This is a genomic window from Marinobacter xestospongiae, assembly GCF_023156385.1.
GTDB classification, from domain to species: Bacteria; Pseudomonadota; Gammaproteobacteria; order Pseudomonadales; family Oleiphilaceae; genus Marinobacter; species Marinobacter xestospongiae.
Genome location: NZ_JAKZAK010000022.1, coordinates 68,292 through 91,292 on the forward strand (window position 1 = coordinate 68,292; position 23,001 = coordinate 91,292).

The window sequence follows — 23,001 nt, forward strand, 5'->3', positions numbered from 1 at the left end:
CATGCCGGTCTATGACTACAAGTGCCGCGATCACGGTCTGTTCCATCGCCTTGCCACCCTGGCCGAAGCGGCGGAACCGGCGCCGTGTCCCGACTGCGGTGGCCTCGCGCCCCGGGTGATTGTGATGCCGTCGAACCTGCCACGGATGGCGCCGGATCAGCGCCGGGCAATGGACCGCAACGAGCGGGCCCGTCATGAACCGCTGCATTCCACCGCCGCCCAGCGGCAGGAGGACGCTGGTCATCGCCAGCAGTGTGGCTGCGGTTCACCGAACAGCCGGCCCAAGCTGTTCTACACCGCCGATGGCAAGAAGATGTTCCCGTCGATGCGGCCATGGATGATCAGCCACTAGCAAACTGCCAGCCGGCCCGCTCGGGCCGGCGTTTTTACATATCCCGCTGATGCTTCTGGGTTTTGGCGCCCGCCCTACATGCCCGCGGCGTCGGTGCTCTCGAAGATCTTGTCCGCCGAGGCGGCAACAAAGCCGCTGTACAGCGAGCCGTCCGCGGTGGGGTAGCGCTTGGCGAACTCGTAGAAACAGCTGGGAATCACCGCCGCCCGGTCACGGAAGGTCACTTCCGCCAGGTCTGCCATGGTGGAGGACTGTTCCAGCATGGCTTCCGGGGACCCCTTGATCTCGCCGCCGGAGCTGTTGATCGGGAAGCCTTCGGCCTTCAGTACCGCATTCACCTCGGCCACCGAGTCGAACCGGGCCAGTTCGTTGATGTTGACGGTGAAGTGGTTGGCGCGATAGCCCCAGGCAGCCATCCAGGCGGCGTATTCACTCTCCTTCAGCAGTTGCTGGTAAGTGGCGTAGTCCACCTGCCAGTGGGTACCCGAGTAGAGGAAATCATCGGCCTCGACCGCCTGCGCCGGAACCTGGGCCACCAGCTCACCGACGATCGCCTGCAGTTCCGGTGAACACTGCTCCACCAACAGTTCGGAGATGAACACCTTGGGCGCGGTGGGGTCCGGATGCTCATAGTGGCGGGCGTACAGTTTCTTGGCTTCGAAGTGGTACTCGCCACCCTGGACGTAGCCGAGACTGAGAAAGTGGGCGGCCAATTTGTCGAGGCCAACCCTGGGCAGGTTGAAGGTACGCAGGGCGATGTGGTCGTTGATGATCTCATCCGCCTGAGTGCCGCCGAGCAACTGGTGGATGCGCTCCGCCGACGGAGTCACGGTCTTGTAGTTCTCCCACAGGTGGTGGAACAGGGTGTCGCGATCAGAGTGCATGGCGGAACTCCTCGGTATTGGACCGGTTGAGACTGGAAAAACGGATAGCTGACGGCGAGGACCAGTGCTCCGCGGTCTGGCGCTCGCCAGAGCCGGTGTTCAGCGGCAGAAAACGGGCGATGGCGCCTTCCTCCAGGCTGAGCTGGCTGGCCAGATCGGCCGGTATCTGCAGCAACCGGTGCTCCGGCAGGTAGCGGGCCTGCTCGGTGATGGTGGCGCGGAAGCCGGCGGTGGCGGTGTTGGCCAGCAGCAGCGGCTCACCTTCGCCACACACCGGGCCGGGGTCGAGCACGGCGGTATCCGCATCCAGCACCTGAATGCGGCATTGCCGGGACTGGGCGATGCTGCGGATCTGGCTGCGTTCGGCCTCCACCGTGGGGCCGGCATCGAACAGGTCGACGTAGTCTTTGTGGCGGAAGCCCTCACGCTCCAGCATCGCCAGCGCGGGGCGGGTGTCCGGATGTACCTGGCCAATGACGTCGCGGGCACTGGCGCTGAGCAGGTTGGTGTACAGCGGGTATTTGGGCATCAGCTCGGCAATGAAGCGCTTGTTGCCGGCGCCGGAAAGGTGGGTCACGGTGGCGAAGTCGAGATTGACGAAGTGCACCCGCAACCAGTTCCAGAACGGCGATTCGCCGTTGTCGTCGGAGATCCCGCGCATCTCGGCAATGACGGTGTCGGCAAAACGCTGCGGGTGCTGGGCCATGAACAGGAAGCGGACCCGGGACAACAGCTTGCCGGCATTGGCGCGACGGAACCTGGGGCGCAGGTAGAGGGTGCAGATCTCGGTGCAGCCGGTGTAGTGGTTGCACATGTTGAGCACTTCAACGCTGTTGAACAGGTCCAGCTCGCTGGAATGATGCACCACCCGGCTCTTGTGGTAATGGTACAGCGGGCTGCTCAGGCCTACGCTGGCCTCGATACCGGTGGTGCCCATGAGCTCGCCGCTGTCCTCGTCCTCCAGTACGAACAGGTAGCTCTCCTGGCCGGGTTCGTAGACACGGCGGGCAAAGCTGTCGATGGAGTGCTGGATCTTGTCACGGAGGAACGTCCGGTCGTCGATCAGCGAGGTGAAGCCGGGGCCGGATTCGACGGCAATCTGTTGCAGGGCGTCCAGATCGTGATGGGCAACGGGACGGATGATCATGGGCAAGCTCCGGGTCGGGGACCTGTCAGGGATACCCGCTATTATCGCGACCACTGTTGTCAGCTTGCAGTTTCAGATTTAACGAATCAGTGCCATATTTAGGCAAATTGACCAACAGGTTTGCCAATATGATCAATAAACAGGATCTGCGCCTGATCGCCCTGCTGCGCAAGGACGCCCGCACCAGCGTCTCGGACCTGGCCCGGGCCCTCGACCTGTCCCGCTCCACGGTGCAGAACCGGCTGGCCCGGCTGCAGAGCTCCGGCATCATCAAGGGCTACTCGGTGGAGCTGGGCGGCGAATACACCGCCAACCAGGTGGAGGCCCATGTCTCCATCAAGGTGCACCAGAAACTGACTGTGCGCACCAACACCGCCCTGGAGGCGATGCCGGAAGTAAGCCAACTGTATGCCGTGAGCGGTGAGTACGACCTGCTGGCCATCGTCCAGGCCCAGAGCCTGGAGGCCCTGAGCGCGGTACTGGACGACATCGCCACCCTGGATGGGGTGGAGCGCACCAACTCGGCGGTGGTGCTGGAGACCAAGTTCAGGCGCTGAGCCAGGCCACCACAGGCTCGACCACGCGGTCGTGCCACAGTAACCGGTGGTGGCCCAGACCCTCACTGCGCAACAGTTCGGCGCCGGGCCAGCGATGGTAGACCCGTGCGCTCTGCGCTGGCGCCACTGCACGGTCCTGATCGTCGATGACCACCAGCCCCGGCTGGTTCAGCTGTGGCACCAGTTCATCCAAGGCCAGCCGCTGCCAGACCTCGGGACCAAAGCGGGCCTCCATGCGCGCCCGGTGCTGCGCCAGGGCGCCGGCAGACAGGCCCATCTGCACACCCAGATTGTCCACCACTTCCGACAGCGACGCCGGGGGCGCCAGCAGGACCAACTTGCGGGCACTGAGGCCGTCCACCAGGGCGCGGCCGGCAGCCAGACTGCCGAGGGAGTGGGCCATCACCGCCTCCAGCGGGCCGAACAGCTCGCCCACCCGGGTCAGTACCTCGGTCATTTCATAGAGATCGGTGCGTTCGCCCTGGGCGCGGCCGTGGGCGGGGGCGTCGTAGAGCACCACCCGATAGCCGGCGGCGACCAGTGGCTGGATAAAGGCACCAAACTGGATGCCGGCGCCGGACCAGCCGTGAACCCCGAGCACCACAGGGCCTTCGCCCCAGCTGTAGACCGGCAGGGTACGCGTGCCGACGTGCAGCTGGGTGTGGCTGTCGGCCTGCTCCAGCAGGTGCTCGTAGCGGCTGGGCATGGGCAGTCGCTGCGGGGTGAAGGCCAGGCGCTCGATCAGTCGGGCGGCACCATCGCTGGAGAGGCGGGCATACAGGGCCAGTCCCAGGCTCAGGGCCCGGTGTTGCCAGGAGCGGTGGCTCGCCGCAGTGGCTGATTGTTGTGATATGGATGGTCGTGATGCGAATGGCCGTGATGCGGATGATCGTGACGCCGATTGTGGCGATATGGATGGGGTGACCTGGGTCATGGTTGATTCCTCCCTTACGGGCGTTGGGCCAGGATGGCTGACAGGTTCAGATTAGGGCTTGTGGCGGGTGAGCTGGAGTGTCATATTTGACACTCTTGGTGCGAAATGGGACATGGCTCATGATCACTGTTGCGGTTCTCGCGTTGCCTCACTGCCACGCCACCGGCATTCACGGGGTGATGGATTTTTTCACCACCGCCACCTATTGCAGTCGCAAGTCCGGCGGTGATCCCGCGACCCGGTTTGATTGCCAGATCGTGACCCTGGATGATCAGCCGGTGCAGGCCTACAGTGGCGCCACGGTGGTACCCACCGCCCGGCGTATGGAGCTGACGCCGGATCTGGTGGTGGTGGGGTCCGGCATAGAAGCGGTATCGGCGCCGGCGCAGCTGGAGCAATACCTGGTGGCAACCGAGCCGGCCCTGGCCTGGCTGCAGGACTGCCATCGTCGTGGTGCGCTGATCGCCAGCGTCTGTACCGGCAGCTTTGTCCTTGCCGAGGCCGGTCTGCTGGAGGGCCAGGTGACCACCACCCACTGGCGCGCTGCCGCCCAGTTCCGGCAACGCTACCCGACCCTGCGGCTGGAGGAGGATCACCTGCTGGTGGACAACGGCCAAGTGGTCTGTGCCGGTGGCGCCTCGGCCTACGTGGATCTGTGCCTGTATCTGGTGGAGCGCCTGGTATCGCCGGCCATTGCCCTTGCCTGCAGCAAGCTGCTGGTGCTCGATGGCCGGCGCCGGGAACAGACCCCCTACATGGGATTCTTCGGTCGGCAGTCCCATCAGGACGAGGCGGTTCGCAAGGCCCAGGTCTGGATGGACCAGCACTATGCCGAAACCATCGTGATTGATGAGGTGGCGGCCCAGGCCGGCCTGGGGCCGCGAACGTTCAAGCGCCGTTTCAAGGACGCCACCGGCGACACCCCCCTGGCGTACCTGCAGCAACTGCGGGTGGAAGCCGCCAAGCACCTGCTGGAATCGACCCGTACCCAGACCGCCCAGATCATCTGGCAGGTGGGTTATGAGGACACCAGCTCCTTCCGCCGCCTGTTCAAGCGTACCGTGGGCTGCACCATGGAACAGTACCGTCGTCGTTTCAGCTACCTCACACCGGAACCGGTCAGCCAGCGGGCCGCAGCGGCGGATGAAATCGGGTAGACTGGTCGCCTTCGAATTGTTGGCGACGGGTGTTTAGGCGGTGATCCGACAGCTTCCACGATGGGTTGAAATTGGCGGTTTCTGGCTGGCGCTGGTGGCCGGTGCGGTCAATGCCATCGGCTTGCTGGGTTTTGAGCATCAGGCTGTGTCCCACCTCACCGGCACGTCCAGTCTGGTGGCCCTGGCCCTGGTGGATCTCAACCTGTCGGTGACCGTGCACTTGCTGCTGATCATGCTGTGCTTCGTGCTGGGGGCGCTGCTCAGTGGTGCCCTGGTGGGCAATGTGGCACTGCGGCTGGGGCGTCGTTACAGCGTGGCGCTGTGCCTGGAGGCAGCGCTGTTGTTGCTGGCGATGGTGGTGTTGCAGCAGGGCTCAACCCTGGGGCATTTGCTGGCGTCGGCGGCGTGCGGGTTGCAGAACGGCATGGTGAGTACCTACAGCGGCGCCATTGTTCGCACCACCCACGTCTCCGGCCTGTTCACCGATCTGGGCACCATGCTCGGCGCCCGCCTGCGGGGGCACCCCATCGACCGGCGCCGGATCGGTCTTTACCTGCTGCTGATCGCCGGTTTCATCACCGGCGGCGCGGTGGGCGCGATGGCGTTCCGGCACTGGCACTTCCTGGCGCTGATCGTGCCGGCGGCCGGCACCCTGTTGCTGGCCGTGGTGTATTGGGGCTACCGCCTGCGCCAGCGCCCCGTGCAAGAGGAGTAAGTCCCATGCTCTACCCGCTGACGACATTGCTGTTGCTGCCCTGGTTGCTGTGGCAGGGCCGACGGGTGCGGCGGGACACGCCGCGCCTGCCGGAGCCGGATGGGCCGCGCGAGGGAGTGTCCGGATCGGGGACGCCGCTGGCGGTGCTGATGGTGGGTGATTCTGCTGCTGCCGGCGTGGGCACCCGGGTTCAGACCCAGGCGTTGTCCGGCCAGCTGGTCCAGGCGTTGGCGCAGCGATTTCAGGTGCGCTGGCAGTTGCTGGCCCGCACCGGTGACAGCAGTGCCGATGTCTGCGACCGGCTGGCGGCGCAATCGCCGCGACCGTTCGATCTGGCGCTGGTGTCGGTGGGCGTCAATGACGTTACCGGCCGCACCACGCTGCGGCAATGGCACCGTCATCTGCAGCAACTGACCGGCCTGTTGCAACAGCGTTTCGGGGTGCGTGAGGTGGTGTTCACCGCGATACCGCCAATGCACCAGTTTCCGGCCCTGCCGCAGCCCCTGCGGTGGTACCTGGGGCGCCGTGCGGGTCAGCTCAACCAGGCGCTGGCGCAGTTCTGTCGGGACACCGGCGGCTGCAGTCTGTTGCAGGTGCCGTTCCCGCTCGAGCCGGGTCTGATGGCGAGTGATGGTTTCCACCCCGGTGAGGCCGCCTACGCGCTGTGGGGCCAACACGGCGCTGAATTGCTGGCTGACCTGCACATCAAGGCTCTCTCTGACGCATCCTCTAGCGCACTCTCTGGCGTAACCCCGGCGGCGTTGGCAGAATAGCCGCCCGCCCATCACCGAAGGAAGACACAGACGATGCAAGTGGCAGTCTATTGCGGTTCCAGTTCCGGTCATAACCCCGATTACGTTGAGGCCGCCCAGGCCCTGGGTCAGTACCTGGGTGAGCAGGGCATCAACCTGGTCTTTGGTGGTGGCAAGGTGGGGCTGATGGGCACGGTGGCCGATGCGGTACTGGCGGCCGGCGGTGAGGTCCATGGGGTGATTCCCGAAGCCCTGAAAGACCGGGAGCTGGCCCACCCGGGGCTGACTCACCTGGACGTGGTGGCCACCATGCACCAGCGCAAGGCGCGCATGGCCGAGCTGGCCGATGCCTACATTGCCCTGCCGGGTGGTCCCGGTACCCTGGAGGAGCTGTTCGAGGCCTGGACCTGGGGCCAGCTGGGCTATCACCGCAAACCCTGCGCCCTCTACAACGTCTGCGGCTACTACGACGCGCTGCTGGATTTCGTCGACCGGATGACCGGCGAAGGCTTCCTGTCACCGACCCATGCCGAGATGCTGATCGTCGCCAGTGAGCCGGCGCCGCTGGTGGATGCCCTGCGGGCCTACCAGCCTCCGGCCCGCAAGTGGAGCTGATCCCCGGCCACTCAGGGCATCAGCGTCAGCCAGCGTAAGCCGCCAAAGGTGGTGAGGCTGAGCACCACCACCCACAGCAGCGAACAGCGCAGGCCTGCCAGCACCACCGCGACGCCGCCGCCCACCAGATAGGGGCTGTCCGGTGTCAGCCACAGCGCGCCATGGGGCGCCACCGCAATGGGGGTGGCCATTGCCGTCAGCACGCAGGGGGCGGAAAACGACAACAGCCGTTGCAGGCGCGGTCCCGGCGTCAGAGTGACAAAACCGGCAAAGAAGGCGAAACGGAAGCCGAAGGTCACCAGCGCCATGGCCGCCAGCAGGGTCCACATCATCATGTCGTGGCTCCCTCTGTGGCGGGCCGGGAGCTGCCGTAACCCACGGCCATGCCGGCGACACTGGCAATCAGCAGACCCAGGGGCACTGCCAGCAAGTGGCAGGCGACGGCGACCAGGGCACTGGTCAGGGTCGCCGCCAGCGCCGCCGATGATGTGACCTGGGGAACCACCATGGCCAGGAAGATCGCTGCAATCGCGAAGTCGAAGCCAAACCGCTCCAGCCCCGCCACCGACTGTCCCAGGACGATGCCCGCCAGGGTGGCGAGGTTCCAGATCAGGTAGAACGTCAGCCCCGCCGCCAGGGCGTAGCCGCGATGAACGCGGCCGTGGCGCTGGCGGTAGGCCTGCACCACCACGAACAGCTCGTCAGTCAGCAGGAAGGCCAGCCCCAGTCGCCAGCGCAGTGGCTGCTCGCGCACATCCTGTCGCAACACTGCTGAATACAGCAGGTGGCGGGCGCTGACGATCGCGGTGCTGGAGAGAATCGGGCCGGGGGCCCCGACACCGCCGCTGATCAGGCCGATGGCCGCCAGTTGCGCGGCGCCGGCAAACACCAGTAGTGACAGGCACTGGGCCTGCCAGGGAGTGAGCCCGGCCTGCAGCGCCAGGGACCCGCACAGCAGGCCCCAGGGCACCACCGCCAGCGACAGCGGCAGAATATCCGCCAGCGCCTGGCGAGCGGGCGGATAGGGTGGGGCAACAGCAGATACACTCGACATTTTGGACTCCGGCAACATCTCGAATCTGTCGAGGTTGGCATCACCGAGAGCCGCTGGCTTGTAGCATCTTGCTCTGGCGGGCGTACTGGCCGGGCGCGACGCCCATGGCCCGCTTGAAATGGGTGGTCAGGTGGCTCTGGTCGTGGAACCCGCAGTCGATGGCCACGCTCGCCGGGGCCTGGCCCTGCCGCAGCAGCGTGCGTGCCAGCCGCAGGCGGTTCTGCACCTGGTAGGCGTGAGGCGGCAGGCCGTAGTGGCGGCGGAACTGGCGGACCAGATAGTAGGGGCTGAGGTCGGCCAGCCGGGCCAGGTCCTCCAGCGCGGCATCGGCGGCGGGGAAATCGTCAAGAAATTCCTTCACCAGCTGCAGGGCGCGGCTTGGCGCTTTACCCTCCCGGAAGCTGTGACGGCTGCGGGAATGGCGGGCAACCAGGCGGGTCATGACGGAGTACAGCAGGGTTTCATTGAGCAAGCGGTCGTGGCTGTCCCGCAGGTGACTGAACACCAGTCGCAACTGGGCCGCCAGTTCCGGGTCCTGCACCACCGCCTGGGGAAAATAGGGCACGCCATTGCGCCCCTGGAACAGCTCACGGCCGACGTGCTGGAACTGCTCCGGGGTCGGATACATGGCGCGATAGGCCCAGCCATAATCGGTGGCCGACTGGCCGGTGTGGACATCGTCGGCGTTCACCAGAATGATGCTGTCCTGGTCCGCCAGGTGCTGGTCTCCGGTGCGGTAGAACCGTTGGGCACCGTGCTCGATCACCGCCACGGTATAGCCCTCGTGGGTGTGGCGGGCGAAGTTCTGGCGGTAGTAGTGGGCGTTCAACAGTTCCAGCCCACCCAGTACCGGGGCATTGGCGTAGTCAGCGTTCTCTTTCATCGGACCTGTCCTGAATCACGCCAGTGCACCACAGTCGCCCACGCTTGTCTTGTAGAAAATTGCGGCCAGGGTTCCGTCTGCCTCATTCGTTGATCTATTGGGCCTTGGGCAGGCAGGAGGGGGGTGGCGGACAGCCGTTGCGATCCTGCCCCGGCTGGTGACCGGCCGGCAGCTGGGGAAAGCGGTTGGGGTCGTGGCGGTAGGCGCAGGCGCGGGCCTGGCTGGCCGCCTGGGGGCACTGCTGTTGTTCCAGGGTTTCTGCCAGGTTGTGCCAACCGGCACCCAGTTCCGGAAATGCCCGGGTCAATCGGGCGTAGTGCTGCCGGGCCAGGTCCCAGTCCTGCTGCTGATAGGCTACGTTGCCAAGCCCGAGTCGGGCCGCGGCCTGATCCGGCCAGTGGTACAGCGCGGTGCGGTAGGCCTCGCGTGCCGCCTCCAGTTGTCCGGTCGCTTCCAGGTCATGGGCACTGGCGAGGAACGCCAGTGGTGTGGTGGTCGCCGGTACCTGGTCGGGCGTCAGCATGACCCGGGCCCAGCGCTTCGCGCGGTCCCAGGTGGCAAGAAAAGCTGGCCTTGGCAACCGATAGTTGGCGTTGACCCCGGAATGCAGGATCAGCACATCCGCCTCGACGTCATAACCTGTTACCACCGCATAATGCCACTGGGGCCACCATCGCAGCCCGAGATTCTGCAAGACCAGCACCGGGTGACCGGCGTCAATCTCGCTCAGCAGGGCCTGGAAATCCGGCGCCAGCGGGTGAACCAGCAGACCTTCCTGCCGTGCGGTGGCGACCATATCGAGCTGCAGTGACCCCTGTCGCCCTGGCAGATACACCCGTTCCACCAGCGCATCCGGCGTGGCGCCAATCCCCTGGTCGTTCAGCATCATCGCCAGTGCTGCCGGCCCGCACTGGTAGCGCGTTTGGGGGTGGAACGGCACCGCCAGCTGGTGTGCGGCCGGTGCCGGCTCCCGGACCGTGCTGGGCCAGGGCTGGCTGGCGCAGCCCGTAAGCAGCGTTGCCACCACCAGGCCGGCGAGCAGAAAACCTCGTACCATCACGGGCGCCGATCAGCGAATGCAGTTCACGAACGGGAACAGGTCCGTGGCGCAGAGCATGTCGGTGATGATGAAGACCAGCACAAACAGCACGATGACGCCCACGACGCCCTCGCCGGCGGGGGCTTCGTTGAGCTGCTGGTTGAAAGACGCGAGCTCCGCCGGGGTGAGCCGGTCGATGCGTTGCTGCACCTGGTCCTCACTCACACCAAGGGCTTTGAGGGACTGACGCACGTCGTCCTGGGACAGCGCCTGACTCAGGGACGCGCGGGACTGTGTCTGGTGTTGCTGCTGGATCAGTTCGCCGGTGCCGACGATGGCGGCCTGGGCCGGCACGGTGAGCATGCTGGCCAGCAAGGCCAGGCATAACAGTGGCGCCAGTTGGCGAATGGTTCGGGTGGCAATGATCATGTTGGGCTCCCCCTTCTCCGGACCTCAAGGACTGCGGACTCGTCCCGGGAGGTCTGTGACTGCAGGTGACAGCGAGCGTCCAGTCCCGAACTGCCGATATATACCCCAAGTGTATACAGGTTCTGCTGGATTGCCCCGGTTCCGGTGGTTACCGTTCGATGAGGGATTGGTCATCTGGTGAACATAAAAAAGCCCCGGAGGCGGGCTCCGGGGAACAGGGTGCTGCCGGAAGCCCGGCCGGCGCAGGGTGCGCCGGGGGAGGGCCACCGAAGGGGAGGTCAGGACGTCAGCTGACTTCTCAGGACGTGTTTCTGCAGTTTGCCGGTGGATGTCTTCGGCAGTTCTTCGGAGAAGATGATCCGTTTGGGTACCTTGAAGCCGGCCAGATTGGCGCGGCAGTGGGCGACGATGTCGTCCTGACCCAGATGCTCATGGCCCCGCTTGAGGGTGATAAAGGCACAGGGGATTTCCCCCCAGTGATCGTCCGGCGCCGCTACCACCGCCGCTTCCAGCACGGCGGGGTGATCGTAGAGGGTGCTCTCCACTTCCAGGGTGGAGATGTTCTCGCCCCCGGAGATGATGATGTCCTTGGAGCGGTCCTTGATCTCGACGTAACCGTCCTCGTGCCAGACCCCCAGATCACCGGTGTGGAACCAGCCGCCAGCGAACGCCTTGTGGGTTTCGTCCGGGTTGCTGAGATAGCCCTTCATCACACTGTTGCCACGCACGAACAGCTCGCCGATGGTGGTGCCGTCACGGGGGACCGGGGCCAGGGTATTGGGGTCGGCCACCATCATGTCGGTCATCGACAGCGACAGGATGCCCTGGCGTGCCATCTTGGCGGCCCGGTCCTTGAGGGACAGGTCCTGCCAGTCGTCCTGGAATTCACACACCAGACTGGGGCCGTAGGTCTCGGTGAGGCCATACAGGTGCACCACCTTCATGCCCAGGCCTTCCATCGCTTCGATGGTGGCGGCTGGGGGCGCGGCACCGCCGGTGGCCACGGTGACGGCCTGGTCAAACGGCTTGCGCAGCTCTTCCGGGGCGTTGATCAGCATGTTCAGCACCACCGGTGCGGCGCAGAAGTGGGTGACGCCGTGGTTGGCGATGGCATCGTACACCGGCTCCGGGTGGGGCTGGCGCAGGCAGACATGGGTGCCACCCACCGCGGTGACCGCCCAGGGGTAACACCAGCCGTTGCAGTGGAACATCGGCAACGTCCACAGATACACCGCGCCGGAGGGCAGGCCAAAGCCAATCACGTTACTCAGGGCATTCAGGTAGGCGCCGCGGTGGTGGTAGACCACCCCCTTGGGGTTGCCGGTGGTGCCGGAGGTGTAATTGAGGGTGATGGCCTGCCACTCGTCTTCCGGCGGCTGCCACTGGAAATCGTCATCACCGGTGGCCAGCAGCTGGTCGTAGGTCATGGTGCCCAGGGCCTCGCCACCGTCGAAGCTGGGGTCATCGACGTCGATCACCGTCGGTTTGGCGTCACAGCCTTCCAGCGCCGCCCGGGCGCGGTCGCTGAATTCCCGGTCGGTGAAGAAGATCCGCGCCCGGCTGTGGTTGAGCATGAAGGTCATGGTCTTGGCATCGAGCCGGGTGTTCTGGGTGTTGAGCACGGCGCCGATCATCGGTACCGCGAAATGCAGTTCCAGCATTTCCGGCACGTTGGGCAGCAGGGCGGCGACGGTGTCGCCACGGCGCACCCCAAGCTTGCGCAGTGCCGACGCCATCTTCAGGCAGCGACGGTGGGTCTCGGCCCAGGTCCGTCGTACCTCACCATGGATCACCGCCAGGCGATTGGGATGGGCCAGGGCGGTACGCTCCAGAAAAGTGACCGGCGACAGCGGTGTGTGGTTGGCGGTGTTGGCCGCCAGGCCGGTTTCGTACAGGTTGTCCATGCAAGTGAGCCTCTTGTTGTTGTGTCTGCGATCGGGGGGCCGCTCAGCCCTGTTCGGTGGCGGCGTCCCCGGCATCCGGTTGTTCCTTTGCCGGCGCGGGAGCGGTGGCGAACCAGTTCTTCTCCAGTACCAGCCACAGTACCAGACCGGTACCCAGACCCCAGGCCGCGCCCTTGGTGGCCAGGATGGCACCGACAATGACAGCCACGCCCCGCTGCAGGTTACTTTGCCGTTCCAGCATCTCGATGGCCAGGTAGCCGCAGAGGTAACCCTGAATCAGCAGGGTCAGCGCCATGCCGATATTGAGACCGGGCTTGAGCAGGGTGATCACCGGTACGAGGATCAGTGCGATGCTCATGCCCCAGTAGATGCTGGTGGCGCCGCCCCAGTAGCTGTCCATGGCCTTGCGGGGATTGTTCATGTAACGGTTGATCACCAGTGCCTGACCGCCGGTCCAGGCCGGGCCGGAGAGGCTGATGAACGGTGCCAGCAGGCCGTGGATCAGGTTGCGGATACCCACGATGATGCTGTTGCGGCGGGGGCTGAACACCAGTTTCTCGTCCTTGCGAACGCCGTCGGCGTTCTTGAACAGGGAGTCCACCACCAGGATGTCGCCAAAGGCGATGATGTACGCCGCCAGTGCCAATGGCAGGGCGTCGATGAAGTACTGCAGTGGCGGCAGGCCGAGACCGAAGACGCTGTAGTCCCGGATGATGTCGCCGATGGGGATGGCGGTGAAGCCCCACTCCACCTGCGGCACCGGCACTTCACCGATGAGGATGCCGAACACATAGGCCAGGATGAACGGAATGGCGATGCCGTACTGGGCCACGAAGCGGAAGAAGCCATAGCGGGCCCGCAGCGGCGCTGCGGTCTCCGAGAACAGCATGAAGAAGCCCAGTGCGGCACCGGACAGGATGGTGATCGGCATGGTCCAGACCCGACCGTCGGCGCCGAATTCCCCCATCACCGCCGAGATCCCGGCGCCAATCAGGATGCCGGCTTTCAGCGACATCGGCATCTTGCGCACCATGGCGTCGGCACCCTTGAAGATGCCGAGCCCGAGGAACAGCACCGCGACCGTGATCTGTAGCGCAATCAGGGCGAGTATTCGCGCGTCCCCCTCCGGGTAGCCGGACAGGAAGGCGATGTACAGCGGAATCCCGGCGGTGATCCAGCCGGACACCGCCGGGTCCCCGAAGTGGGTGTGCAGCAGGTAGAGGAAGTTGTTCAGCAGCACGAAGGCGACGGCAACCTCGAAGGGAATGCCGAGAATGTCGGTCATCAGTGCGGTGATGCCCAGAGGCACCACGCACAGGATCACCCCCTGGAGGATGTCCGGAATCTCCAGCTTGTAATGCACCAGCGGTATGCGGAGCTTGAGTGCGCCGAGCATGGACGGTTGTTCGGCACCGTCCGGGCGTTGCTTGAGGGACATTGTTGTTGTTCTCCATCCACGATTGTGTGTGAGACGGCCGGCGAGAATGATTCACGGCCACTCCCGATCCTAGGCACTAATACGGTTAAAAGCAATGGTATTTACTTGGTTTTATGAGTGGATACTCTCAATCTGGCTGAAAGTATGATGTCGCTGGAAATGGCGCTTGCAGGCAGGGGCGGGCCGGCGGCCTGAATGGCCGCCAGCGAATGTCGCAGATGGGGTTCCGGGAGGGTGGAACCGGGCGGCTCCGCCAGCGGGGACTGTCTTAGCCGGTGTAACCTTCGACAATGCCCAGGGCGATGGCGATCTGCACCAGCTCGGCCAGGGAATCCACCGCCATTTTGGTCATCATGTGGGCGCGATGGCCTTCCACGGTCTTGCGGTTGATGCCCAGGTCGTCGGCCGCCTCCTGGTTGGACATGCCCTGGACGATCAGCGCCAGCACCTGTTTTTCCCGCCGGGTGAGACTGTCGTAACGCTGCTGGATCTGGGATTGCGAGCGCTGTTTCTGATGGCGTTCCCGGTCCAGGGTAAGGGCGTTGTGGACGTGGTCGATCAGGACCTGGTCATCGAACGGTTTCTCGATGAAGGTCAGGGCGCCCTGGGTCAGGGCGGTCACCGCCATGTCGACATTGCCGTGGGCGGAAATCATGATCACCGGCAGATCAATGCGGTACTCCGGCAGTTTCTTCTGGGCATTGATGCCACTCATGCCGGGCATGCGGACGTCCATCACCAGGCAACCGCTGTCGCCGGGCCGGTAGTTCTCGAAGAACGCCATCGCGTCCTCGAACGTGCGTACCGTCAGGCCGACGGACTCCAGCAGCCACTGAAGCGAATCGCGGACATCGGGATCATCGTCGATGACAAAGACGGTCTGGTCGTGATTGGTGGAGTTCATCGAGCCTGTCTGGTCATGTTGGGGGTGAATCAATCGTGAGGGTGAACGAGAAGCGGGCACCGCCGCCGGGCAGGTTGTCGGCCCACAGTTCACCCCCGAGATTTTCCACCAAAGAGCGGCTGATCGCCAGCCCCATACCCAGACCGCTGGACTTGGTGGAGTAGAAGCGCTCGAAAATACGGGTCATGGCCTCCGGTGGTATGCCGCCACCCTGGTCGGTGACGCGGACCATCAGGTGGCCGTGATCGAAGCGCTCGGCGGTGATCTCCACCATCGCAGCGCTGCTGTCGTCGTCACGACGACTGGCCTCAATGGCATTGACCAGCAGGTTGAGGATCACCTGTTCCAGCTGGATCTTGTCGCCCCGCACCGCCGGCATGGGCTGGTCGACCCGGTTGACCAGTTGGACGTTGTGACGCTCGGCGGTGGACTCGCAGAAATCACACAGGTCGCCGATCAGCGCAGTCAGGTCGAGGGCTTCGATCACCGGCTCCTGTTTGCGGGTAAAGTCCATCATCCGGTGAATGATCTCGCCGGCCCGCAGCGCGGTGTTGATGGAGCGGGTGATGGGCAGCTCGATATCGGCCCAGCTGAGGGCGTCGTGGCCGGCAAAGCGGCGTTCCACCCCGCGCAGAAAGTTGACCATCGCCGCCAGGGGCTGGTTGAGTTCGTGGGCCAGGCTGGAGGCCAGCTCGCCCATGGTGACCAGGCGGCCGGCGTGGTCGAGTTCCTCCCGGTAGGCCTTGAGCTGCTGTTCGGCGGCCTTTTTCTCGCTGAGGTCGTGGGCCACCAGGGAGAAGTACTCGACATCACCGTGCAGTGAACGGTGGGCCAGCAGTTCCAGCATCACTGGCAGCGGCCGGCCGTCACGGCTGGTCAGGGCCAGCTCTCCCCGCCACTGGCCCCGCGCCAGCGCTGCCGGAAAGGCCTCCTGCACCAGCAGTTCGTTGCCCCGTTCGGACACCAGCCGGTGCAGGGGAAAGGCAGTGTAGTCCTGCTGTTCCAGGCCCAGGGCGCGGCGGGCGGCCTCGTTGAGGTGGGACAGGGTGTGATCGAGATGGACAAACAGCACCAGATCCTGGGTGCTCTCCAGTACCCGCGCCAGGCGTCGGTTGGCCTTGTCGGCCTTGATGCGGTGACTGGCATCCCGGGACACCACCAGGATCTCGCGAATGGCGCCGGACTCCGGGTCGCGGATGGTGCGACTGGTGCTTTCCAGCCAGGTGTAGTGACCATCCTTGCAGCGAAAACGGTAGGTGTGGGTGTACAGGCCGCGGTCGTAGTTGACGCTGGGCGCCCGACGCTTGAAGTCTTCAACGTCGTCCGGGTGGTAGAGATCGTAGGCCGACATGCCCACGATTTCCTGCACGCTGTAGCCCAACAGATGGGTCACCGCCGGCGAGGCATAAATGAAGCGCCAGTCATCGGGGGTGTGGCGGGATATCATGTCGGTCGACTGTTCCGCCATTTCCGCCAGCAGGCGATTGCGCTCGGCGTCGTCGGTCAGCGCGGAATAGCCTTCTTCGGGTGTTCGGGTCTTCATGGTTCTCCTGGTCCAGCCTGGCCGGGTTGCGCGATGCCAACCCGGGCCAGGTGGTGGCGATCAGCGCAGGAAGTCCTTGCTGAACGTCTTGAAGGCCGGGGCGTCGGAGCGGCGAATCCACTCAAAGCCCACCATTTCCCGGGTCACCAGGGTGACACCGGCCTGTTCCAGGCGGCGCAGGGTGATCTCGGTATCGCGATGATTGCGGGCAGAAATGGCGTCGGCCACCACGAACACGTCGGCGCCGGTTTCTTTCAGCCGCAGCGCGGACTGTAGCACGCAGGCCTGGGATTCCATGCCACACAACACCACCTGCTGCCGGCCTTCCTGCTCAAAGCGGGCGGCAAAGCCTTCGTCGTCGATGCAGGAAAAGGTGGTCTTGCCGTACAGGTTGGCCTCGCCGATGCGGGCCTGCAAGCTCTCTTCGGTGTGGCCCAGACCCTGTGGGTACTGCTCGGAACCAATCACCGGCACCTCGGCCAGCTGGGCCAGGCGAACCAGCCAGTCGCAGTGTTTGACCAGGGTGTCGTTGTCCTGAACGCCCGGCAGCAGCCGGGCCTGGACGTCGACCACCACCAGAATCGATTGTTTGCTATCCAACAGCATAGTCATCTCCCCTTACTCCGCCGGACGACGGTCCACCATGTTGGTGGCGTAGCCTTCAGCAACCACCTTGTCACCCACCTTGCAGACGGTCTTCAGTTTGACCCGGCGGCGTTGTTCGTTGATCTCCACCACCTCGGCGCTGGCCACCACGGTATCACCGATGTGCACCGGGGCCTTGAACTTGATCTCCTGGTCGACGTAGATCGCGCCCGGTCCCGGCAGACGGGTGCCCAGTACAGCGGAAATCAGCGCCGCGCTGAACATGCCGTGGACGATCCGCTCTTTGAACGGGGTGGTCTTGGCGTACTCGACGTTGAGGTGGACCGGGTTGTCGTCACCACTGATGCCGGCAAACAGCACCACATCGGCTTCGGTGATGGTCTTGGCATAGCTGGCGCTCATGCCAATGGACAGGTCTTCAAGATAGTAACCGTGCAGGTCATTCATGGTTGATTGTCTCCATAGGTTTGATCCATTCGCTTAGGAGGTTAATGGTTTGTATTGAATAAACCAAGTAGTTTTACTTGGTTTTGTTCAAAAGCTCTGATAGCCTCCCGTCAACAACATCAACAAGTAAAGCGGAATCATCGGGTTCCGCGACGTCCCGGACGTCCTTTTAGTGCCACGGACGTTCTTTCAATGCCAAGTGGGGTAGTTGTCATGCAAAGCCAGCCAGCCAACATCTTTGAGCGGGCGTTCAAGCGCCTGGTTCCCGGTGGGGACGCCGGCGCCGGTCGTCGCGCCGCCAACGAGTCGCTGACCGTCGCCGCTGATCTGCCGGAAGCCGATCTGGAAGTGGTACGGCAGTGGATCGATCACTGCCTGGCGGAGAACGGCGGCCAGGTGGCGGCCCGCAATCGCGCGGCGGAACTGGGGCGCACCTACCTGACCCTGTCCCGTCAGGGCCGCATCCGTTTCCTTGGTCTGCTGGCGGAGCACTACGGGGTTGATGAGGCCCGCGTGGGTCGGGAAATCGATCACTGGCAGGCTGCCGGTTCCGGTCACAAAACCGCGGTGGCCCAGGCCCTGCGTCAGGCTCTGGAGCCCAGCCGGGTGGCCCTGCTGAAGCAGTTCAACGGGGTACCCTCCGGCGTCAAGTTCCTGGTCGATATGCGTGAGGAGCTGTTGGGTCTGCGCAAGGAGCACCCATCGCTGCAGCCGCTGGAAAGCGACCTCAAGGAACTGCTCAGTCACTGGTTCGATGTCGGCTTGCTGCAGCTTGAGGAAATCAGCTGGCGTTCCGGTGCGGTACTGCTGGAAAAACTGATTGCCTACGAGGCGGTGCACGCCATCAAGAGCTGGAGCGATCTCAAGAATCGGCTTGATTCCGACCGCCGCTGCTTTGCCTTCATGCACCCGAGTATGCCGGATGAGCCGTTGATCTTCGTTGAGGTGGCGCTGGTCAGCGGCATGGCCGACAACGTCCAGGCGCTGCTGGACGAATCCGCGCCGACCCAGGATCTGGAGGCGGCGGACACCGCCATCTTCTATTCCATCTCCAACGCCCAGCGCGGGCTGGCGGGCATCAGCTTCGGCAATTTCCTGATCAAACAGGTGGTGCGCAAACTGCGGGAGGAATTTCCCCAGCTTAAGCAGTTCGCCACGCTGTCGCCGATTCCCGGTTTCTGCCGCTGGCTCAACCAGAGCGACGCCGACACCCTGCGGGGCTTGCCCGGTGGCGAACAGTGGCTGTCGCTGCCACCACCACGCACCCCGGAGCAGCTTGATCCCAATGGCAACAACGAGGTGCGGCGTGACGCCCTGACCCGGCTGGCGGCCAGCTACCTGTGCCAGGTTCGCCGCCAGGGCAACAAGGCTCAGGACCCGGTGGCCCATTTCCATCTCAGCAACGGCGCCCAGGTGGCGCGGCTGAACTGGCTGGCGGACAGCTCTGACAAGGGGCTGAAGCAGTCCGCCGGGTTGATGGTCAACTACCTCTACGAACTGCCGAAGATCGAGCAGCGCAGCGAGCGCTACACCTCGGAGGGCGCGATCGCGCAGTCGTCAGCGATCAAGAAACTGTTGAAGTAGTTGCCAGGCAGCTGCGTCAACCACTACCCCAACAAGTATTGAGACAACCACCAAGGAGAGCACCATGAGCAAACGTATCGCAGTTGTAACCGGAGCCACCGGCGGCCTTGGCACCGCTATGTGCAAGGCGCTGGTCGACCAGGGTCGCCAGGTCATTGCCAGCCACCTGCCGGGTGAGGCCGACACTCAGGCCGCCCAGGCGTGGCAGGCGGAAATGAACGGCGCCGGTTATGAGGTTGCCATCCTACCGCTGGACGTGACCGATTTCGAAGCCTGCAGCAACTTCGTTGCCACCGTGGAGCGGGATTTCGGTGCCATTGACGTGCTGGTCAACAACGCCGGTATCACCAACGATGCGCCGCTGAAGAAGATGGCCCAGGACCAGTGGCTGCAGGTGATCAACGTCAACCTGAACTCCATGTTCAACATGTGTCGCCAGGTCTTTGAGGGCATGTGCGAGCGGGGCTTTGGCCGCATTGTCAACATCTCTTCCCTCAATGGTGAGAAGGGCCAGTTCGGACAGTCCAACTACGCCGCCACCAAGGCCGGCATCTACGGCTTTACCAAATCCATCGCCCAGGAAGGTGCCCGCAAGGGGGTGACCGCCAACGCGGTGTCACCGGGTTACATCGATACCCCGATGGTGCGTCAGGTTCCGGAGAAAGTACTGGACGGCATCATTGCCGGTATTCCAGTGGGCCGGCTGGGCCAGCCTGAGGACATTGCCCGCGCCGTGGCGTTCCTGACGGACGACAACGCAGGGTTTGTGACCGGCACCAACCTGTCCGTCAACGGCGGCCAGTACATGAGCTAAGGAGCGTTTCCATGGCAGAGTACAGAGCACCCACCCGCGACATGGCGTTCATTCTCAGCGACGTGGCCGGGTTCCATGATATGGCGAAAGCCTGTGGTCACGAAGAGGTCGGTGACGACCTGGTAACCGCGATCCTCGATGAGGCGGCGCGTTTTTCCGGCTCGGTGCTGGCGCCGCTCAATGGCTCCGGCGATCGCGCCGGACTGAGCTTTGGCAGCGACCACACCATCACCACGCCGGCCGGGTTTGCCGATGCCTACCGTCAGTATGTGGACGGCGGCTGGGGTAGCCTGCAGTTTGCACCGGCGTTTGGTGGCCAGGGCCTGCCGTTCTCACTGGCGATACCGGTCCAGGAGATGTGGCACGCCGCCAACATGGCGTGGGGGCTTTGTCCTCTGTTATCCCAGGGTGCGGTTGAGGCGTTGTCGGAGAACGCCAGTGAGGCCCTCAAGGCTGAACTGCTGCCCAAGATGGTGTCGGGTCAGTGGACCGGCACCATGAACCTGACCGAACCCCAGGCCGGCTCTGATCTGGCCACCATCCGCACCACCGCGGAACGGGATGGGGCGCACTACCGCATTCGTGGCCAGAAGATCTTCATCACCTGGGGTGAACACGATATGGCGGAGAACATTGTTCACCTGGTGCTGGCGCGGCTGCCGGATGCCCCGGCCGGGGTTCGCGGCATCTCGCTGTTCGCGGTGCCCAAGTACCTGCCGGACGCACAGGGCGAGCCCGGCGAACGCAACGACTGTCACGCGGTCTCCATTGAACACAAGCTGGGCATCCACGCCAGCCCCACCTGTGTCATGAGCTACGGCGACAACGACGGCGCCATCGGCTATCTGGTGGGCGAGGAAAACCAGGGCCTGGCCTGCATGTTCACCATGATGAACAACGCCCGCCTGACCGTGGGTCTTCAGGGGGTGGCGGTGGCCGACCGTGCCTACCAGGCGGCCCGGGATTATGTGTTTGAACGTCAGCAAGGGGTGGCACCGGGTGCAACGGGCGCCTCGGCGATCATCCGCCACCCCGATGTGCGACGCATGATGATGACCATGAAGGCGCTCACCGAGGCCGGTCGCTGTCTGGCCTACAGTGGTTGCGTCGGGGTGGACCTGGCACGGGCGCGGGATCTGGATGAGGATCAGCGCCGCTATCATCGTCGGCGGGTGGAGGTAATGACGCCGCTGGTGAAGGGCTGGTGCACCGAGATGGCTCAGGAAGTCACCTCGTTGGCGGTACAATGCCATGGTGGCATGGGCTTTGTGGAGGAAACCGGCGTCGCCCAGTACTATCGGGATGCCCGTATCCTGCCCATCTATGAGGGTACCAATGGCATCCAGGCGATGGATCTGGTGGGCCGCAAGACCCTGCGGGATCAGGGTCAGGGCATGACGGAACTGGTTGCTGAAATGCGTGGCTTTGCCGAGGCCATCGCCGGCGATGCCGCGGTAACGGGCGAGCGTCTGGATCGCTTCCGCCAGTCGGTGGCGTTCGTGGATGAGGCGGTGCGGCTGGTACTGGATGGCCAGGCCGATGCCAATCACGCCGGTTCGGTGGCCTTCAACTATCTGATGCTGACCGCCACCACCGTGGCTGCCTGGCTGATGCTGCAGTCGGCACAGCGGGCCGCAGCCCGGGATGACGGCAGCGACCCGTTCCTGCAGGGCAAGCGGGTGACGGTGAATGTCTACATCGACCAGATCCTGCCCCGCTGCGCCGGCTACCTGTCGGCCATTCGTGCCGGCAGTGAGGCTATCATGGCGATGGCGGACGACAGCTTCTGAACGAACACGAGGTGAGATCATGTACATCAACGGGGAATGGCTGAGCGATCGGCCCACCTTCGCGGTCACCAACCCGGCCACCGGCGAGGCGCTGGGGTCGGTGCCGGATTGCAGCGACGCCGACATCGACCAGGCCATCGCGGCGGCGCACAGCGCCTTTGACAGCTGGAAGAAGACCACGGCCTACGAGCGTTCGCGGTTGCTGTACCGGGCCTGGGAGCTGATGATCCAGCGCAAGCAGGCGCTGGCGGAACTGATGACCAAAGAGCAGGGCAAGCCGCTAAAGGCCTCGTTGAACGAGGTTCAGTACGGTGCCGATTTTCTGCAGTGGTTCGCCGAGCAGGCCAAACGCATCCAGGGTGAGACCATCCCGTCGGCGCGGGAAAACCAGCGCTTTCTGGTACACCGGGTGCCGGTCGGTGTGGTGGGGGCGATCACCCCCTGGAACTACCCGATCTCGATGATCACCCGCAAGCTGGCGCCGGCGCTGGCTGCCGGCTGCACGGTCATCCTCAAGCCGGCAGAATCGACGCCGCTGTGCGCCCAGGCAATGATGGAGATCTTCGCCGAGGCCGGCTTCCCGGCCGGCGTGGTCAATGCCATCACGGTACAGCAGCCAGCCCGGGTCGGTGAGGCGTTCTGCCGCGACCCGCGGGTGCGCAAGCTGACCTTCACCGGGTCCACCGAGGTGGGTTGCCAGCTCAACGCCGAGGCTGCCCGTCATATGAAGCGGGTATCGATGGAACTGGGTGGGCATGCCCCGGCCATCGTCTTCCCCGATGCCGATCCAGTGCATGCGGCCAAGGGACTGTCGCTGGTGAAGTTCCTCAATGGCGGCCAGGCCTGTATCAGTCCCAACCGGATCTACGTCCATGAAGATCACCGCGAGGCGTTTGTGGCCGAGCTGGTGAGCCGCGCCGAGCGGCTGCAGGCGGGTAACGGTCTGGACAGCACCACCTCCCTGGGGCCGCTGATTGACCAGCGGGCACTGGACAAGGTGGATCGCCAGGTCAAGGATGCCGTGGCCAAGGGCGCGACCCTGGAGACCGGTGGCGACCGGCTGCACAACGGCGAGCTGGCCCAAGGCTGCTTCTACGCGCCAACGGTGCTGTCCGGGGTGACGCCGGAGATGGCGATCTATCGCGAGGAAACCTTCGGTCCGGTGGCGCCGGTGATCAGCTACCGCGATGGTGACGATGTGCTGGCGATGGCCAACGACACCGCCTATGGCCTGGCGGCCTACGTCTACACCGACCGCCTGTCCACCGCCCACCGGGCCTTCGAGGCGCTGAACTTTGGCATCATCGGCATCAATGACATCAACCCCACCAGTGCCGCCGCGCCCTTTGGCGGCATGAAGACCAGTGGTCTGGGGCGCGAAGGTGCCGAGGAAGGCATCGACGAGTACCTGGAAACCAAGCTGGGTGGCTTCGCCATCTGACGTCCGGCAAGC

At 64.4% G+C, this 23,001-nt stretch carries 24 protein-coding genes; 10 read left to right on the top strand and 14 right to left on the bottom strand.

Features of this window, described 5'->3' with window-relative positions:
- Window position 1: 1 nt before the first annotated feature.
- Entirely contained in the window at window positions 2-352 is a 351-nt protein-coding gene (locus MLD24_RS15910) for a zinc ribbon domain-containing protein (protein ID WP_248167922.1), read from the top strand.
- Window positions 353-426: 74 nt separating this feature from the next.
- Here MLD24_RS15910 and MLD24_RS15915 read toward each other — a convergent pair whose 3' ends face one another.
- Both MLD24_RS15915 and astA read right to left on the bottom strand, forming a co-directional pair.
- Window positions 427-1,236 (bottom strand): DUF1338 domain-containing protein, encoded by an 810-nt coding sequence (locus tag MLD24_RS15915; RefSeq protein ID WP_248167924.1) that lies wholly within the window; start codon window positions 1,234-1,236, stop codon window positions 427-429.
- Complete coding sequence (gene astA / locus MLD24_RS15920) at window positions 1,226-2,383, bottom strand: arginine N-succinyltransferase (RefSeq protein ID WP_248167926.1); 1,158 nt, start codon at window positions 2,381-2,383, stop codon at window positions 1,226-1,228. Before astA ends, MLD24_RS15915 begins: the two co-directional genes overlap by 11 nt.
- A 128-nt stretch (window positions 2,384-2,511) precedes the next feature.
- On the opposite strand from astA, the gene MLD24_RS15925 reads away from it, so the two are divergent.
- Window positions 2,512-2,940 (top strand): Lrp/AsnC family transcriptional regulator, encoded by a 429-nt coding sequence (locus tag MLD24_RS15925; protein ID WP_248167928.1) that lies wholly within the window; start codon window positions 2,512-2,514, stop codon window positions 2,938-2,940.
- On the opposite strand, the gene MLD24_RS15930 is transcribed toward MLD24_RS15925, so the two are convergent.
- A complete protein-coding gene (locus MLD24_RS15930; protein ID WP_248167929.1) occupies window positions 2,930-3,874 on the bottom strand; it encodes an alpha/beta hydrolase in 945 nt (314 codons plus the stop codon). The genes MLD24_RS15925 and MLD24_RS15930 overlap by 11 nt on opposite strands.
- Window positions 3,875-3,993: 119 nt before the next feature.
- On the opposite strand from MLD24_RS15930, the gene MLD24_RS15935 reads away from it, so the two are divergent.
- From MLD24_RS15935 to MLD24_RS15950, 4 genes are read left to right on the top strand one after another with little or no spacing between them, the layout of a single operon-like run.
- Complete coding sequence (locus MLD24_RS15935) at window positions 3,994-5,031, top strand: GlxA family transcriptional regulator (RefSeq protein ID WP_248167931.1); 1,038 nt, start codon at window positions 3,994-3,996, stop codon at window positions 5,029-5,031.
- A gap of 40 nt (window positions 5,032-5,071) precedes the next feature.
- Window positions 5,072-5,746 carry a YoaK family protein gene (locus MLD24_RS15940; protein WP_227173146.1) on the top strand — a complete coding sequence of 225 codons (675 nt, stop codon included), beginning with the start codon at window positions 5,072-5,074 and terminating at the stop codon, window positions 5,744-5,746.
- A 5-nt stretch (window positions 5,747-5,751) separates the two neighbouring features.
- Window positions 5,752-6,519: an SGNH/GDSL hydrolase family protein gene (locus tag MLD24_RS15945; RefSeq protein ID WP_248167933.1), complete on the top strand. Its 768-nt coding sequence runs from the start codon at window positions 5,752-5,754 to the stop codon at window positions 6,517-6,519.
- Window positions 6,520-6,552: 33 nt separating this feature from the next.
- Window positions 6,553-7,113, top strand: a complete 561-nt coding sequence (locus MLD24_RS15950; RefSeq protein ID WP_227173148.1) for an LOG family protein — start codon at window positions 6,553-6,555, stop codon at window positions 7,111-7,113.
- Between the two features lie 11 nt (window positions 7,114-7,124).
- Here MLD24_RS15950 and MLD24_RS15955 read toward each other — a convergent pair whose 3' ends face one another.
- From MLD24_RS15955 to MLD24_RS16005, 11 genes are all read right to left on the bottom strand, one after another.
- The gene (locus MLD24_RS15955; RefSeq protein ID WP_248167935.1) at window positions 7,125-7,448 is read right to left on the bottom strand and encodes an AzlD domain-containing protein; all 324 of its coding nucleotides are present in this window, start codon (window positions 7,446-7,448) and stop codon (window positions 7,125-7,127) included.
- Window positions 7,445-8,167, bottom strand: coding sequence for an AzlC family ABC transporter permease (locus MLD24_RS15960; protein WP_248167937.1), 723 nt, complete (start codon window positions 8,165-8,167; stop codon window positions 7,445-7,447). The genes MLD24_RS15955 and MLD24_RS15960 overlap by 4 nt, the downstream gene beginning before the upstream one ends.
- A 40-nt stretch (window positions 8,168-8,207) precedes the next feature.
- A complete protein-coding gene (locus tag MLD24_RS15965) occupies window positions 8,208-9,050 on the bottom strand; it encodes an AraC family transcriptional regulator (protein ID WP_248167938.1) in 843 nt (280 codons plus the stop codon).
- Between the two features lie 94 nt (window positions 9,051-9,144).
- Window positions 9,145-10,107 carry a PA2778 family cysteine peptidase gene (locus tag MLD24_RS15970; RefSeq protein ID WP_248167939.1) on the bottom strand — a complete coding sequence of 321 codons (963 nt, stop codon included), beginning with the start codon at window positions 10,105-10,107 and terminating at the stop codon, window positions 9,145-9,147.
- A 12-nt stretch (window positions 10,108-10,119) separates the two neighbouring features.
- Window positions 10,120-10,515 (bottom strand): PA2779 family protein, encoded by a 396-nt coding sequence (locus MLD24_RS15975; RefSeq protein WP_228752892.1) that lies wholly within the window; start codon window positions 10,513-10,515, stop codon window positions 10,120-10,122.
- Window positions 10,516-10,796: 281 nt separating this feature from the next.
- Entirely contained in the window at window positions 10,797-12,422 is a 1,626-nt protein-coding gene (locus tag MLD24_RS15980) for a long-chain-fatty-acid--CoA ligase (protein ID WP_248167940.1), read from the bottom strand.
- 43 nt (window positions 12,423-12,465) lie between these two features.
- On the bottom strand, window positions 12,466-13,860 hold the full coding sequence (locus MLD24_RS15985; RefSeq protein WP_227173155.1) for a hypothetical protein: 1,395 nt from the start codon (window positions 13,858-13,860) through the stop codon (window positions 12,466-12,468).
- Between the two features lie 268 nt (window positions 13,861-14,128).
- Window positions 14,129-14,764, bottom strand: a complete 636-nt coding sequence (locus tag MLD24_RS15990) for a response regulator transcription factor (protein ID WP_248167941.1) — start codon at window positions 14,762-14,764, stop codon at window positions 14,129-14,131.
- A 13-nt stretch (window positions 14,765-14,777) separates the two neighbouring features.
- Window positions 14,778-16,307: a PAS domain-containing sensor histidine kinase gene (locus MLD24_RS15995; RefSeq protein WP_248167942.1), complete on the bottom strand. Its 1,530-nt coding sequence runs from the start codon at window positions 16,305-16,307 to the stop codon at window positions 14,778-14,780.
- Between the two features lie 60 nt (window positions 16,308-16,367).
- Window positions 16,368-16,913 (bottom strand): hydrolase, encoded by a 546-nt coding sequence (locus MLD24_RS16000; protein ID WP_227173158.1) that lies wholly within the window; start codon window positions 16,911-16,913, stop codon window positions 16,368-16,370.
- 12 nt (window positions 16,914-16,925) lie between these two features.
- Window positions 16,926-17,360, bottom strand: a complete 435-nt coding sequence (locus MLD24_RS16005) for a MaoC family dehydratase (RefSeq protein WP_227173159.1) — start codon at window positions 17,358-17,360, stop codon at window positions 16,926-16,928.
- Window positions 17,361-17,573: 213 nt separating this feature from the next.
- On the opposite strand from MLD24_RS16005, the gene MLD24_RS16010 reads away from it, so the two are divergent.
- The 4 genes from MLD24_RS16010 (at window position 17,574) to MLD24_RS16025 (ending at window position 22,989) form a co-directional block, all read left to right on the top strand.
- Window positions 17,574-18,944 carry a malonyl-CoA decarboxylase gene (locus MLD24_RS16010; protein ID WP_248167944.1) on the top strand — a complete coding sequence of 457 codons (1,371 nt, stop codon included), beginning with the start codon at window positions 17,574-17,576 and terminating at the stop codon, window positions 18,942-18,944.
- Window positions 18,945-19,008: 64 nt separating this feature from the next.
- Window positions 19,009-19,758: an acetoacetyl-CoA reductase gene (gene phbB / locus MLD24_RS16015; protein WP_227173161.1), complete on the top strand. Its 750-nt coding sequence runs from the start codon at window positions 19,009-19,011 to the stop codon at window positions 19,756-19,758.
- Between the two features lie 11 nt (window positions 19,759-19,769).
- Window positions 19,770-21,548: an acyl-CoA dehydrogenase gene (locus tag MLD24_RS16020; RefSeq protein WP_248167946.1), complete on the top strand. Its 1,779-nt coding sequence runs from the start codon at window positions 19,770-19,772 to the stop codon at window positions 21,546-21,548.
- Between the two features lie 19 nt (window positions 21,549-21,567).
- Window positions 21,568-22,989 (top strand): NAD-dependent succinate-semialdehyde dehydrogenase, encoded by a 1,422-nt coding sequence (locus tag MLD24_RS16025; protein WP_248167948.1) that lies wholly within the window; start codon window positions 21,568-21,570, stop codon window positions 22,987-22,989.
- Window positions 22,990-23,001 lie beyond the last annotated feature (12 nt).